Annotated in this window: 12 protein-coding genes; 3 read left to right on the top strand and 9 right to left on the bottom strand. The window is 63.4% G+C overall.

Annotated features, from left to right (window positions below; all coding sequences use genetic code 11):
- Positions 1-58 precede the first annotated feature (58 nt).
- The 4 genes from arfA to leuS form a co-directional block, all read right to left on the bottom strand.
- A complete protein-coding gene (gene arfA, locus AC5O5R_RS24070) occupies positions 59-223 on the bottom strand; it encodes an alternative ribosome rescue factor ArfA (RefSeq protein ID WP_012274368.1) in 165 nt (54 codons plus the stop codon).
- Positions 224-330: 107 nt separating this feature from the next.
- Positions 331-1,368: a DNA polymerase III subunit delta gene (gene holA, locus AC5O5R_RS24065; RefSeq protein ID WP_494514772.1), complete on the bottom strand. Its 1,038-nt coding sequence runs from the start codon at positions 1,366-1,368 to the stop codon at positions 331-333.
- Positions 1,369-1,407: 39 nt separating this feature from the next.
- Complete coding sequence (locus tag AC5O5R_RS24060; RefSeq protein ID WP_172286691.1) at positions 1,408-2,013, bottom strand: LPS-assembly lipoprotein LptE; 606 nt, start codon at positions 2,011-2,013, stop codon at positions 1,408-1,410.
- Between the two features lie 61 nt (positions 2,014-2,074).
- A complete protein-coding gene (gene leuS / locus AC5O5R_RS24055) occupies positions 2,075-4,681 on the bottom strand; it encodes a leucine--tRNA ligase (protein ID WP_172223867.1) in 2,607 nt (868 codons plus the stop codon).
- A 227-nt stretch (positions 4,682-4,908) separates the two neighbouring features.
- Here leuS and AC5O5R_RS24050 point away from each other — a divergent pair, with 227 nt between their 5' ends.
- Both AC5O5R_RS24050 and AC5O5R_RS24045 read left to right on the top strand, forming a co-directional pair.
- Positions 4,909-5,223: a hypothetical protein gene (locus tag AC5O5R_RS24050; protein WP_172223871.1), complete on the top strand. Its 315-nt coding sequence runs from the start codon at positions 4,909-4,911 to the stop codon at positions 5,221-5,223.
- A gap of 133 nt (positions 5,224-5,356) precedes the next feature.
- Positions 5,357-6,118: a YdcF family protein gene (locus AC5O5R_RS24045; protein ID WP_494514771.1), complete on the top strand. Its 762-nt coding sequence runs from the start codon at positions 5,357-5,359 to the stop codon at positions 6,116-6,118.
- A gap of 125 nt (positions 6,119-6,243) precedes the next feature.
- Here AC5O5R_RS24045 and lnt read toward each other — a convergent pair whose 3' ends face one another.
- From lnt to AC5O5R_RS24025, 4 genes are read right to left on the bottom strand one after another with little or no spacing between them, the layout of a single operon-like run.
- A complete protein-coding gene (gene lnt, locus AC5O5R_RS24040; RefSeq protein ID WP_172287929.1) occupies positions 6,244-7,761 on the bottom strand; it encodes an apolipoprotein N-acyltransferase in 1,518 nt (505 codons plus the stop codon).
- 8 nt (positions 7,762-7,769) lie between these two features.
- Complete coding sequence (locus AC5O5R_RS24035; protein ID WP_172228182.1) at positions 7,770-8,609, bottom strand: CorC family transporter; 840 nt, start codon at positions 8,607-8,609, stop codon at positions 7,770-7,772.
- Between the two features lie 25 nt (positions 8,610-8,634).
- The gene (ybeY, locus tag AC5O5R_RS24030) at positions 8,635-9,108 is read right to left on the bottom strand and encodes an rRNA maturation RNase YbeY (protein WP_172287932.1); all 474 of its coding nucleotides are present in this window, start codon (positions 9,106-9,108) and stop codon (positions 8,635-8,637) included.
- On the bottom strand, positions 9,101-10,099 hold the full coding sequence (locus AC5O5R_RS24025; RefSeq protein WP_172228178.1) for a PhoH family protein: 999 nt from the start codon (positions 10,097-10,099) through the stop codon (positions 9,101-9,103). Before AC5O5R_RS24025 ends, ybeY begins: the two co-directional genes overlap by 8 nt.
- A gap of 250 nt (positions 10,100-10,349) precedes the next feature.
- On the opposite strand from AC5O5R_RS24025, the gene AC5O5R_RS24020 reads away from it, so the two are divergent.
- Positions 10,350-10,676, top strand: coding sequence for a DUF1820 family protein (locus AC5O5R_RS24020; protein ID WP_041167902.1), 327 nt, complete (start codon positions 10,350-10,352; stop codon positions 10,674-10,676).
- Between the two features lie 3 nt (positions 10,677-10,679).
- On the opposite strand, the gene AC5O5R_RS24015 is transcribed toward AC5O5R_RS24020, so the two are convergent.
- Positions 10,680-11,225, bottom strand: a complete 546-nt coding sequence (locus tag AC5O5R_RS24015; protein WP_172228176.1) for a tetratricopeptide repeat protein — start codon at positions 11,223-11,225, stop codon at positions 10,680-10,682.
- Between the last annotated feature and the right edge of the window lie 148 nt (positions 11,226-11,373).

Here is an 11,373-nt window from a genome sequence, read left to right as displayed (position 1 = left end):
ACAGATCCAGAATTGCAGGTCAGGTGTCGACCATACCATGCCTGCGCTTGCGATGCTTTCATGCCGCCAAAAAGTAGGAAGCCTCCCAATCTCTCGATTGGAAGGCTTCGCGGCGGTAGCTGCCTTTGCCCTTGTCCGGTTGTTCCTGGCGGCAGCGGAACAGTGGCTGGGCGATGATCGACTTGGCCTTGTTAGGGCCGTGTTTTTTCGGCTTTTTGCTCATGGCGGGTTCCCGGCTGGTGGATTTCGGGCGGACTTTAGGCCTTCAGGCAGGTTGGGGCCAATTGATTGTGTATATGGCTGAAATCCTGGGGCGCGAAGCGGCCCCAGCTATTGCGAAGGAAGCATGAGCCTTTGCCCGGCCATCAACAGCGACAGCCGCGAAAGCCCGGTCCAGGGCGAGCCTTCGGCCTGCCCCTTGATCTGCGCATCGATACGCTGGGCGTCCTGCAGCAGCTGTGCCCAGCGCTGTGCGGACAGGCGTTGCAGGGCTTTGCTGACCAGCGGTCGACGTTTGTCCCAGACGGGCGGGCGGGCCTGGCTGAAGGCCTTATCCAGCGGCACGCCTTGGCTGAATTGCTGGGCCAGGCCGGCCAGCTGGCGCAGTTCCCGGGCCAGGGCCCAGAGAATCACCGGCGGCTCCACGCCCTCACCGCGCAAGCCTTCGAGCATGCGCAGGGCATGCGCGGCTTCGCCATTGAGAATGGCGTCGACCAGGCCGAAGACATCGAAGCGGGCGCTGTCGGCGACGGCGGCCTGCACGGTTTCGACGGTGATCTGGTTGCCGTCTGCAAGCAGTTTGAGCTTTTCGATTTCCTGCGCCGCAGCCAGCAGGTTGCCTTCGACGCGTGCGGCGATCAGGTCGACGGCGTCACGCTGTGCCGTCAGGCCGGCCTGCTGCAGGCGCTGGTTGATCCACTGCGGCAGCTGCTGGGCATCCACCGGCCAGATCTGGATGAACTGGCACTGGGCGCCTTCAATCAGGGCCTTGCCCCATTTGGTCTTCTGCGCGCTGCCGTCGAGTTTGGGCAGGCTGACGAGCAGCAGCGTGTCCTCGGCGGGCTTGGCGCAGTATTCCATCAGGGCCGCCGCGCCCTTGTCACCGGGCTTGCCCGAGGGCAGGCGCAGTTCCAGCAGGCGGCGCTGGGCGAACAGGGACAGGCTGGCCCCGGCCTGGAGCAGCGTGCCCCAGTCGAAGTTGGCGTCGGCACTGAACACCTGGCGTTCGTCGAAGCCTTGCCGACGCGCGGCGTTGCGGATGGCGTCGGCGGCTTCCTGGCACAGCAGCGGGTCATCGCCGCTGACCACGTAGACCGGTGCCAGGGCGCCTTGCAGGTGCTTGTTGAGTTGGGCGGGGGCGAGCTTCATGGGAAAAAGGCAGGGCACCCTGGGGTGCCCCGCGCGGGCTTAGTTGCCCGGCAGTTCCAGTGGTGACTGCTGAGGCGTTTCGGCCTGCTGGCGGCGAGCAGCCTCCAGCGCGGCGGCCTCGGCCTGCGCACGTTCATCGGCCTTGCGCTGCAGTTCGTCCAGCTGCGAAGGGGTCAGCTGCTGCAGGCGGACAACCATGGCGTTGACCAGGTCGCGGCGCATTTCCTCGCGGGCGCGCTTGGCTTCCTGTTCGGAGCCGGTGATGTTCGAGCCGTCACGTACGTAGACCTTGCGCACTTCCAGCTTGTCGCTCATCAGTTCCAGGTTGTTCAGGCCCTGGATGCTGTAGTTGAGGGCTGTGGTCAGTTCGTATTCGGCGGTGCGGTTACCGCTGTTGTAGCTTGCCGAACGCTCGCGCTCCTGCTCGTCGGTCAGCACCAGGCGGTAGGGCGCGCCGGTGTGCACATTGACGCCACTACGTTGCAGCACCTGGCGCAGCTGGGTCACGGTATCCCCGTAGGCATTGCGCGCGCTGACGTCCATTTCCTTGATGCTCAGCTCGTTGGTACCGGTACCGCGCAGCTGGAAACCGCAGGCGCTGAGCATGATGGCCAGGCCCATCACCAGCAGATTGCGTTTGATCATGTTGTTGCTCCCTTGTGGGCCGATACCGCCCACCCGCATCGACTGCAGGTGGGCGTTGCCATCAGTTGGCGACGATGTTGACCAGTTTGCCCGGCACGACGATGACCTTGCGGATGGTCAGGCCATCGATGAAGCGCAGGACATTCTCGTTGCTGCGGGCGGCGGCTTCGATTTCTTCGCGGCTGGCGGCAGCAGGCATTTCGACCTGGCCACGCAGCTTGCCGTTGACCTGTACCACGAGGGTGACGGTGTCCTGTACCAGGGCGCCTTCGTCGACCGCAGGCCAGGTGGCATCGATGACAGCTTGCTGATGGCCCAGCGCATTCCACAGCTCGTGGGAAATGTGCGGGGTGATCGGCGCCAGCAGCAGGGTCACGGCCTCCAGGCCTTCGTGCAGCAGGGCACGGTCCTGCTCGGTGGCTTGCGGGGCCTTTTCCAGCACGTTCATCACGGTCATCACCTGGGCGATGGCGGTGTTGAACTTATGGTACTGACCCACATCGGTGCTGGCCTGCTTGATCGCCGCGTGGATGGCACGGCGGATGACCTTCTGCTCGTCGCTCAGGCTGGCGAGGTCCAGTTTGCCCGGCAGGCCCTGGTTGACGTGGGCCTGGGCCAGGCGCCAGACGCGACGCAGGAAGCGGCTTGCGCCTTCGACGCCGGAGTCGGACCATTCCAGGCTCATGTCGGGCGGCGAAGCGAACATCATGAACAGGCGGCAGGTGTCGGCACCGTAAGCCTCGATCATCGACTGCGGGTCGACGCCGTTGTTCTTCGACTTGGACATCTTCTCGGTGCCGCCGATTTCCACCGGCAGGCCGTCGGTCTTCAGCCGTGCGCCGATGATCTTGGCCTTGGCATCGCGTTCGAGTTCGACGTCGGCCGGGTTGAACCAGTCCTTGCCGCCGTTGCTGGCGACGCGGTAGTAGGTTTCGGCGACGACCATGCCCTGGGTCAGCAGGTTCTTGAACGGCTCGTTGGACGTGACCAGGCCTTCGTCGCGCATCAGCTTGTGGAAGAAGCGCGCGTACAGCAGGTGTAGGATCGCGTGTTCGATGCCGCCGATGTACTGGTCGACAGGCAGCCAGTGGTTGGCGGCTTTCGGGTCTACCAGGCCTTTGTCGTAGTTTGGCGAAGCGTAGCGGGCGAAGTACCAGGACGACTCGACGAAGGTGTCCATGGTGTCGGTTTCGCGCTTGGCCGCGGTGCCACATTTCGGGCAGCTGCATTCGTAGAATTCAGGCATGCGCGCCAGTGGCGAACCGGCGCCGTCCGGCACCACGTTTTCTGGCAGGGTAACCGGCAGCTGGTCTTCCGGCACCGGTACGTCGCCGCAGGACGGGCAGTGGATGATCGGGATCGGGCAGCCCCAGTAGCGCTGGCGGCTGATGCCCCAGTCGCGCAGGCGGAACTGGGTGCGCGACTTGCCCAGTTGCTTGCGGATGAGCGCGGCTTCGATGGCGTCGAAGGCGCCAGCGAAGTCCAGGCCGTCGAATTCGGCGGAGTTGATAAGCTGGCCGTGCTCGCCATAGGCGACCTGCCATTCGCTGCCCACTTCATCGCCAGCACTGGTGCGTACCACTGCCTTGACCGGCAGGTTGTACTTGTGGGCGAACTCGAAGTCGCGCTCGTCGTGGGCGGGTACCGCCATGACGGCGCCGTCACCGTAGTGCATCAGCACGTAGTTGGCGACCCACACCGGCAGCTTCTCGCCGGTCAACGGGTGCTCGACCAGCAGGGAAGTGGCCATGCCCTTCTTCTCCTGGGTGGCCATGTCGGCTTCGGCGACGCTGCCGCTCTTGCACTCGTCGATGAACGCCTGCAACGCCGGGTTGCCCTGCGCGGCCTGGGTGGCCAGCGGGTGTTCGGCGGCGACGGCGACGTAGGTGGCGCCCATCAGCGTGTCGGGACGGGTAGTGAAGACCTTGAGGGTGCCTTCGTGGCCGATGCTGGCCTGGTCGAACGGGAACTGCACTTCCATGCCGCGCGACTTGCCGATCCAGTTGCGCTGCATGGTCTTGACCTGCTCAGGCCAGCCCGGCAGCTCGTCGAGGCTTTCCAGCAGCTCGTCGGCGTAGTCGGTGATGCGGAAGTAGTACATCGGGATTTCGCGCTTCTCGATCAGCGCGCCCGAACGCCAGCCACGGCCGTCGATGACCTGTTCGTTGGCCAGTACGGTCTGGTCCGCCGGGTCCCAGTTCACGGTACCGTTCTTGCGGTAGATGATGCCTTTCTCGAACAGGCGGGTGAACAGCCACTGCTCCCAACGGTAGTAGTCGGGCTTGCAGGTGGTCACTTCACGTGCCCAGTCGATGGCCAGGCCCAGGCTCTGCAGCTGGGTCTTCATGTAGTCGATGTTTTCGTAGGTCCACTTGGCCGGGGCGACGTTGTTTTTCATCGCCGCGTTTTCCGCGGGCATGCCGAAAGCGTCCCAGCCCATCGGCTGCAGGACGTTCTTGCCCAGCATGCGCTGGTAGCGGGCAATCACGTCACCGATGGTGTAGTTGCGCACGTGGCCCATGTGTAGCTTGCCGCTCGGGTACGGGAACATCGATAGGCAATAGTAGGTGTCTTTGCCTGGCTGTTCGGTAACAGCGAACGATTGTTGCTCGTCCCAGAAGTTCTGGGCGGCGGCTTCGATATCACGGGGCGTGTATTGTTCGTGCATGGCTACTTTTGGCTGAGAGAGAAGAGACCTTGTTCCAGGCAGCGGAACCTCGCTGCGTCCGGCACTCCGGTGTCGTTTAGAGTGAACGCCGTAGCATACAGCAGCGCTGCGCATCGTGGGAAACCTTCGTTGCGAATGCCCGCTGGTCGCGGCACATCGCCGGTTTTTGCAGCGACGCTAAGCTCAGGTGTGGGGGGAGATATTCTTATCTTCAATGAGGTGAACGGATGGGAGAGACGCAGCTGACCGCAAGCAGACCGGAGCTTTACGAACGCCTGATCGACCGGCTTGGCCTGGCACTGGAAGTGGCCAGGACCTCGGTGCGATTGCGCGACGAGAAGCCAGCCGAACTGGAGCTGAGTGGCCTGAGCCACGCGGAGTTCGAAGTGATCAAGGCGTATCTGGATTCCCTTCCTGAGCGCCACGATGGCCCTGTCGGCAGTTACCCACAAGCGGAGCCGGCATCGGCAAAGATCATCTGGCTAAAGGACAAGAAACGCACCGCCAGCACGGCGAAATCCAGGACGCTGCCACATCGTTAGCCGTTCAGGTCGCCAGGCGCAGGCCATCGCGCCGGTTGTTCATCACTACACATCTTATGATCGGCACCGGCCACACCCTTGTTGACCGGTGTCGATCCTTCTAGGCTGCACGCCTGCCAAGGAGGTGTAGCCGATGCCAATCCGATTCTTCATCAAACAATGGTTGATGCCGCCGGGCATCCTGTTCCTGCTGCTGCTTGCGGCCTGGTGGCTGCGCGCGCGGCGGCCCCGGCTGGCGGCGCTGTGCTTTACCGTGGGGCTGGGCGGGCTGTGGCTGATGAGCCTGCCACTGGTGGTGCAGGAAACCGCTCGCAGGCTGGAAACCGAGCCGCCGCTGCCGGTGGCTGACTGGGCGGGCCTGGCGAGCCGGGCGGATGCAATTGTGGTGCTGGGCGCGGGCCGTGAGCGCGGCGACCCGGCCTGGGGCGGCAGCGACCAGCCCACGGCCACCGCCCTGGAGCGCATGCGCTTTGCCGCGCAGCTGGCCAAGGCCTCGGGCTTGCCTGTGCTGACCAGTGGCGGGTTGCACTATGGCACCCCGCCGAGCGAGGCACGGCTGATGGCTGACCGGTTGCAGGCTGACTTCGGCGTGGCGGTGAAGTGGCAGGAAGAGGGTAGCCGCACTACTTGGGAAAACGCCCGGCTGACGGCGCAGGTACTGCAGCCGTTGGGCATTCGCCGGGTGGTGGTGGTGACCCAGGCCTGGCACATGCAGCGCTCGCGCTGGAGCTTCGAGCAGGCGGGGTTCGAGGTGGTACCGGCGCCGGTGGGTTTCCTTGGACGCGATCATGCCCGGCCGTTCGCCGGCTTGCTGCCCGAGAGCCGGGCGATGTGGCAGAGCGGGCAGTTGTTCAATGAAGTGGTGGGGCTGGTGGGGTACCGGTTGTTCTATTGAGCCTTGTGTTGCCTGTACCGGCCTCTTCGCGGGTGAACCCGCTCCCACAGAGACCGCACAAACCCATGGCCTGCGGTGTACCTGTGGGAGCGGGTTCACCCGCGAAGAGGCCGGTACAGGAAAACTCACACAGTCTTGGCAATACGCCCGGCCAGCAGCGCCCACCCCAGCAGCAGCACACAAACGATGGCCAGCGGCCACGAGCGCCATTGCAAGTACGGCGTCAGTTGCTGCATCGGCACCACCTCGCCATACAGCACCGCCTGCTGAAACTGCGGCACCTGCGTGGTAATGCGGCCAAACGGGTCGATCAGCGCGGTGACGCCGTTGTTGGTGGCGCGGATCATCCAGCGGCCGGCTTCAAGGGCGCGCATCTGCGCCATCTGCAGGTGCTGCAACGGGCCGATCGAGGTGCCGAACCAAGTGTCGTTGCTGATGGTCAGCAGCAGGTCGCTGCGCGCTGCCAGGCCGGCTGCGAATTCGGGGTAGACCACTTCGTAGCAGATATACGGCGCGATCTGATAGCCCTTGGCCTGCAGCAACGGCTGGTCTTCCGGCCCGCGGGCGAAGTCCGACATGGGCAGGTTGAAGAACTCGATGGCACCCCGCAGCATGTCTTGCAGCGGCACGTATTCGCCAAACGGCACCAGTTTCTGCTTGAGGTAAGTACCATCGCCCTCGCCGGTAACGGTAATGCCGTTGTAGTAGCGGCGCTGGTGGTGCACCACTTCACGCACCGGCACGCCGGTGATCAGCGCCGAATGCCGCTCGGCGGCGAACCGGCCCATCACGTCGATGTAGCCCTGGGCCTGGTCCTTCAGCACCGGCACTGCGGTTTCCGGCCAGATCAGCAGGTCGACCGGCCTGGAGCTGAAGCTCAGGTCACGGTACAGCGCCAGCTGCGCGTCAATGTGCGCCGGGTCCCATTTGACTTCCTGCTCGACGTTACCCTGGATAGCCGCAACCTTGAGAGGGTCGCCAGCCGGCTTGGTCCAGGCATGGCCCTTGAGCGCCAGGCCCAGTACCCAAGGCGCCAGCAGCAACAGGCAGCCGACAGCCAGAAACGACGGGCGGGCGCGCAGGCGATGCAGGTTGCACAGCAGGGCGGCGGTGAGGGCCAGGGTGAAGGACACCAGCCATACGCCACCCAGCGGCGCCAGGCCGGCCAGCGGGCCATCCAGCTGGCTGTAGCCGGCATAAAGCCAGGGGAAACCGGTCAGGAACCAGCCGCGGAACGCCTCTTGCAGCAGCCACAGGGCGGCGAAGCACAGGGCATCGGCCAATGGCGCTTCGTTGCGCCGCAGCCAGCGTGCCCACAACCAGGTCGGCAGGGCGAAAAACCACGCCAGGGCTGCGAAGAACGCCAGCAGCAGCAGGATTGCCAGCAGCGGCGAGGCGCCGCCGTAGGTGTTCATGCTGACGTAGATCCACCAGGTGCCGGCGCCATACAGGCCGAAGCCGAACCACCAGCCACGCCACATGGCCTGGCGCGGGCTGAGCTCGCGCAGGCCAAGGTAGAGCATGGCAATCGACAAGATGGCCAGCGGCCAGATATCGAATGGCGCCAGGGCCAGGAGGGTGGAAGCGCCGGCCGCCAGGGCCAGCAGGTTACCGGGCCAGCCGGGGCGGGTGAGCCAACGCATGTTTGTCCTTAACGGGTAATCGGGGTCAGGCGCAGCAAGTGTATCCGCCGGCTGTCGGCGTTGAGAATACGGAACTTGTACGAACCGATCTCGGTGGTTTCGTTGCGCTTGGGCAGGTGGCCGAAGGCGCTCATCACCAGGCCGCCGACCGTGTCGAACTCATCATCGGAGAACTCGCTGTCGAAGAACTCGTTGAAGTTGTCGATCGGGGTCAGTGCCTTGACCAGGAAGTCACCGCTTGGCAGCGGCTTGATGTAGCTGTCTTCCTCGACGTCGTGCTCGTCCTCGATATCACCGACTATCTGCTCGAGCACGTCCTCGATGGTGACCAGGCCGGCCACACCGCCATATTCGTCGATGACGATGGCCATGTGGTTATGGTTGGCACGGAACTCGCGCAGCAGCACGTTCAGGCGCTTGGACTCAGGCACGAAGGTGGCCGGGCGCAGCAGGTCCTTGATGTTGAAGCTGTCGCCGTTTTCCTTGAGGATCAGCGGCAGCAGGTCCTTGGCGAGCAGGATGCCGAGCACATCGTCGTGGCTTTCGCCGATGACCGGGTAGCGCGAGTGCGCGGCCTCGATCACTGCCGGCAGGAATTCGCGCGGCGACTGGCTGGCCTTGATGCTGATCATCTGCGAGCGCGGCACCATGATGTCGCGCACCTGCAGGTCGGCCACCTGTATGGCGCCTTCGACAATGGTCAGCGCTTCGCTGTCCAGCAGTTTGTTCTGATGGGCTTCGCGCAGCAGCTCAAGGAGCTCCTGGCGGTTTTTCGGCTCATGGGCAAAAGCCTGGGTCAGTTTACCCAGCCAGGACTTTTGCCCGTTGCTCGATCGATCTTCGCTCATGGCGGTTCTCGTGATCCTTCGTGTATCAGTGTGTGAGTGAGTCGGTTTCATCGTCGGCGTACGGGTCAGGGTGACCCAGTTCTGCCAGCAATTCCCGTTCCAGGCTTTCCATTTCCTCGGCTTCGTCATCGTCGATGTGGTCGTAGCCAAGCAGGTGCAGGCAACCGTGGATGACCAGGTGCGCCCAGTGCGCCTCCAGTGACTTGCCTTGTTCAGCGGCTTCGCGCTCGACCACCGGCACGCAGATCACCAGGTCGCCCAGCAGCGGGATATCGAGCAGCTCGTCGGGCACGTCGGCCGGGAACGACAGCACATTGGTCGCGTAGTCCTTGTGCCGCCAGGTATGGTTCAGCTCGCGGCCCTCGGGTTCGTCGACCAGGCGAATGGTCATTTCCGAGTCGGCGCTGCGCTGGCGCAGGGCCAGTTCGCACCAGCGGCGGAAGGCGGTGTCATCCGGGGCGGCAGCATCCGTGGCTCGTTGCAGGTCAAGTTCAAGCATCTTTGCCGGGCGCCTCGGGGTTGGCCTGGCGACTTTCGAAGCGGTCATAGGCCTCGACAATGCGCTGCACCAGTGGGTGACGAACCACATCTTTGGGTTGGAAGTGGGTAAAGCTGATCCCCGGAACGTCCTTCAGCACTTCGATGACGTGCGCCAGGCCCGACTTGGTACCACGTGGCAGGTCGACCTGGGTGATGTCGCCGGTAATGACGGCGGTAGAGCCGAAGCCGATCCGGGTGAGGAACATCTTCATCTGTTCCAGCGTGGTGTTCTGGCTTTCGTCGAGGATGATGAAGCTGTTGTTCAGGGTGCGGCCACGCATGTAGGCCAGCGGGGCAATCTCGATCACCTGGCGTTCGATCAGTTTGGCCACGTGCTCGAAGCCGAGCATTTCGTACAGGGCGTCGTACAGCGGGCGCAGGTACGGGTCGATCTTCTGGGCCAGGTCGCCGGGCAGGAAGCCGAGCTTTTCACCCGCCTCGACCGCCGGGCGCACCAGCAGGATACGGCGCACTTGCTCGCGCTCCAGCGCATCCACGGCGCAGGCAACGGCCAGGTAGGTCTTGCCGGTACCGGCCGGGCCGACGCCGAAGTTGATGTCGTTTCCGAGGATTTCCTTCACGTAGCGCTGCTGGTTGAGCCCGCGCGGGCGGATATTGCCCTTGCGCGTACGCAGCGACACGCTGACCTCGTTGACGGCCGGGTTGTCGATGTTCTCGACGGCCGACTCCTGAAGGTACAGATGGACCGTTTCCGGCGACAGGTCGGTGGCCTTGGTCTCGCGGTAGAGACGGCGCAGCAGCTGTTCGGCTGCGGAGGTGGTCTTGGGTTCGCCGATCAGTTCGAACTGATTGCCGCGGTTGCGGATCTCGATGGCCAGGCGTTGCTCGATCAGGCGCAGGTGCTCGTCGAACTGGCCGCACAAGTTGGCGAAACGGTGGGCCTCGAAAGGTTCGAGGATGAAACGATGGGGTTGTATGGGTGCGTTCAAGGTCGTTTTTAGCCGCTCGACGGCGATGGAGTTGATCTCAAGAATAACCCTTGAATGGCAGTGGCGAAAGCACTGAAACGTTCAACGGTATGTACTGCCTGTTCCGACCTCTTCGCGGGTGAACCCGCTCCCACAGGTACTGCGCCGTTTTCAAGGCCGGTGGAGAACCTGTGGGAGCGGGTTCACCCGCGAAGAGGCCGGCACTGCTATGATGCGCTCCTTTTCTTACGCATGTGTTATCCCGCCAGACATGAGCAAACGCGAACCTGCCATCTATAAAGTGATCTTCCTCAACCAGGGGCAGGTCTTCGAGATGTATGCCAAGCAGATCTACCAGAGCGACCTGTGGGGCTTTCTGGAAATCGAGGAGTTCGTCTTCGGCGAGCGCTCGCAACTGGTGGTAGACCCGAGCGAGGAAAAGCTCAAGAACCAGTTCGAGGGGGTGATCCGCAGCTTCGTGCCGATGCACTCGATCGTGCGCATCGATGAAGTGGAGCGCTTGGGAACGGCAAAGATCAGCGAGGCCAAGGGCGGCGGCAATGTGATGCCGTTCCCGATGCCGATGCCGGAAAAATAACCCTCAGGGGAGTGGCGAGAACGGCGTGCGGCCTTCGGCGTTCTGCAGTTCCAGCAGGTACTTGCGGAAGATCTGGCCGAGCACCTGGGTAGCATGCTCCAGCTCGTCGCGGGGCATTTGCTCGGTCACTTCGTCGGCCATGTCCAGAGCATCTTCGGCGCCGTTCACCGCCGCCATCTTCAGCAGGATGTAGGCCTGCACGTTGTTGGCCTTGACCCCTTCGCCGTGGAAGAACATCGCCCCCAGGCGGTATTGCGCCTGGGCGTGCCCCTGCAGCGAGGCCTTCTGGAACCAGTCCAGCGCCTTGTTCAGGTTTTTTGGCGTTTGCGTGTAGTAGAACTCGCCCAGTTCGAACTGCGCCTGGGCATCCCCCGTCGTCGCCGTCTGCTCGCAGGCCTTGAGGGCGTTTGCCAGGTCTTCAGGCTGAACATTCAAGGTGCAGCGGCCCGTTGCCGGAATCAGCAAAGAGTTACCGCCCTCCGCCAGGGCCAGCAGGGGCTGAAGAAGCAACAGGCAGCCCAGTGTCAGGGCGCGGCCGGTGCGGTTCATGGGGATCGACTTACCTCTGCAAAGCTGCGGCCAATGTCTCTGGTGGCACATTATGGGATAAGCAGCGCCAACCTTACAAAGTTTTACTCGAATTTCTGCTTGGTTGGGGAAGTCAGCTGATTGTGCATGAATAATTATTGCCTGTACC

It is taken from the genome of Pseudomonas sp. 8_5_2, from assembly GCF_059295255.1.
This window is presented reverse-complemented; position numbering and strand designations above follow the sequence as displayed.

Bases quoted from the DNA above. Each gene is read 5' to 3' on its own strand.
- arfA (WP_012274368.1), bottom strand. From the start codon at position 223: ATGAGCAAAAAGCCGAAAAAACACGGCCCTAACAAGGCCAAGTCGATC.
- holA (WP_494514772.1), bottom strand. From the start codon at position 1,368: ATGAAGCTCGCCCCCGCCCAACTCAACAAGCACCTGCAAGGCGCCCTG.
- AC5O5R_RS24060 (WP_172286691.1), bottom strand. From the start codon at position 2,013: ATGATCAAACGCAATCTGCTGGTGATGGGCCTGGCCATCATGCTCAGC.
- leuS (WP_172223867.1), bottom strand. From the start codon at position 4,681: ATGCACGAACAATACACGCCCCGTGATATCGAAGCCGCCGCCCAGAAC.
- AC5O5R_RS24050 (WP_172223871.1), top strand. From the start codon at position 4,909: ATGGGAGAGACGCAGCTGACCGCAAGCAGACCGGAGCTTTACGAACGC.
- AC5O5R_RS24045 (WP_494514771.1), top strand. From the start codon at position 5,357: ATGCCAATCCGATTCTTCATCAAACAATGGTTGATGCCGCCGGGCATC.
- lnt (WP_172287929.1), bottom strand. From the start codon at position 7,761: ATGCGTTGGCTCACCCGCCCCGGCTGGCCCGGTAACCTGCTGGCCCTG.
- AC5O5R_RS24035 (WP_172228182.1), bottom strand. From the start codon at position 8,609: ATGAGCGAAGATCGATCGAGCAACGGGCAAAAGTCCTGGCTGGGTAAA.
- ybeY (WP_172287932.1), bottom strand. From the start codon at position 9,108: ATGCTTGAACTTGACCTGCAACGAGCCACGGATGCTGCCGCCCCGGAT.
- AC5O5R_RS24020 (WP_041167902.1), top strand. From the start codon at position 10,350: ATGAGCAAACGCGAACCTGCCATCTATAAAGTGATCTTCCTCAACCAG.
- AC5O5R_RS24015 (WP_172228176.1), bottom strand. From the start codon at position 11,225: ATGAACCGCACCGGCCGCGCCCTGACACTGGGCTGCCTGTTGCTTCTT.